Source organism: Bradyrhizobium algeriense (assembly GCF_003062295.1).
GTDB classification, from domain to species: domain Bacteria; phylum Pseudomonadota; class Alphaproteobacteria; order Rhizobiales; family Xanthobacteraceae; genus Bradyrhizobium; species Bradyrhizobium algeriense.
The window spans coordinates 1-875 of record NZ_PYCN01000162.1 but is presented as its reverse complement, the minus strand read 5'-3'; the positions used below and the strand labels follow the sequence as shown (position 1 = coordinate 875).

At 56.7% G+C, this 875-nt stretch carries 1 protein-coding gene and 1 pseudogene; one reads left to right on the top strand and one right to left on the bottom strand.

All coding sequences use genetic code 11. The features are described 5' to 3' along the window. Positions 1-226 precede the first annotated feature (226 nt). Positions 227-526, bottom strand: a complete 300-nt coding sequence (locus tag C7G61_RS42885) for a hypothetical protein (protein WP_108523429.1) — start codon at positions 524-526, stop codon at positions 227-229. Positions 527-760: 234 nt separating this feature from the next. Between C7G61_RS42885 and C7G61_RS42880 the strand changes: the two are divergent. Continuing rightward, positions 761-875, top strand: a pseudogene (locus C7G61_RS42880) (IS110 family transposase); the annotation flags it as partial.

Below are 875 nucleotides of genomic sequence, written 5' to 3'. Positions count from 1 at the left end.
CTCCGAAAGCTGGCAAAGCTGATCCCGCTGCCCGCCCCGATCCCGGCCTGAAAGCAAACAAGCTCCCGCTCGCCTGTCTCCTCGCACGGCCCAGAACACCTAAGGCGGCGACTTCTTCAACACAATCGGCCAGAAGCGGACATCAACAGGACGATGCCGAAGTCATGGTAGCTTGTGGGCGGCCATAGTCCGACGCACTTTTTTGCTTTGCGTTGATCACGGCGCTTCAATCCCAATCCATCCCGCCAATGACGCCAAGAAACCAGCCGCCGAAGAAAGCGGCAGTAAACGCCATGAGATGGATTGTCACGGAGGGACCAAATTCCTGCTTGTCTTGAACATGATCAAATGCGATCAGCCCAAGCCCAAAAATTGCCGCGCAGATTGCCGGCCAAACCGCCCGCCACCGCGCTGCGAGCCGCTGGGCCGGGGCAGCCCCCCGAGCGTTCCGTGAGAGATTCATGGATCGACGAAGCGATACCACGGCACTCAACACTACCACGATCAGAAAGGCAGTGAAGTTCACTAGACATGATCCTTAGTGCCAACCATTACCATTTTAAGCGTCGTAGGCGAACCAATAGCGTAAATCGATTGCCTCAACCTTAACGAGGTAAACAGCTGTATCGGAGCGCTATTCAAAGTGCGTCAACGATAAATTCGGGCAAATGACAAAGTCCGCTAATGGAATGGTCCGGCCGTGCTCCGGCCCTGCCAGTACGAGAAACTGGCAAGGGGCGCTCAAGACGAGGAGCACGCCATGTCTCAGAAACTCAACGCAGCGATCGCCGTGATCGGCATCGATATCGGCAAGAACTCGTTCCACCTCGTGGGTCATGATGACCGCGGCGCCATCGTGCTGCGGCAGAGGTGGT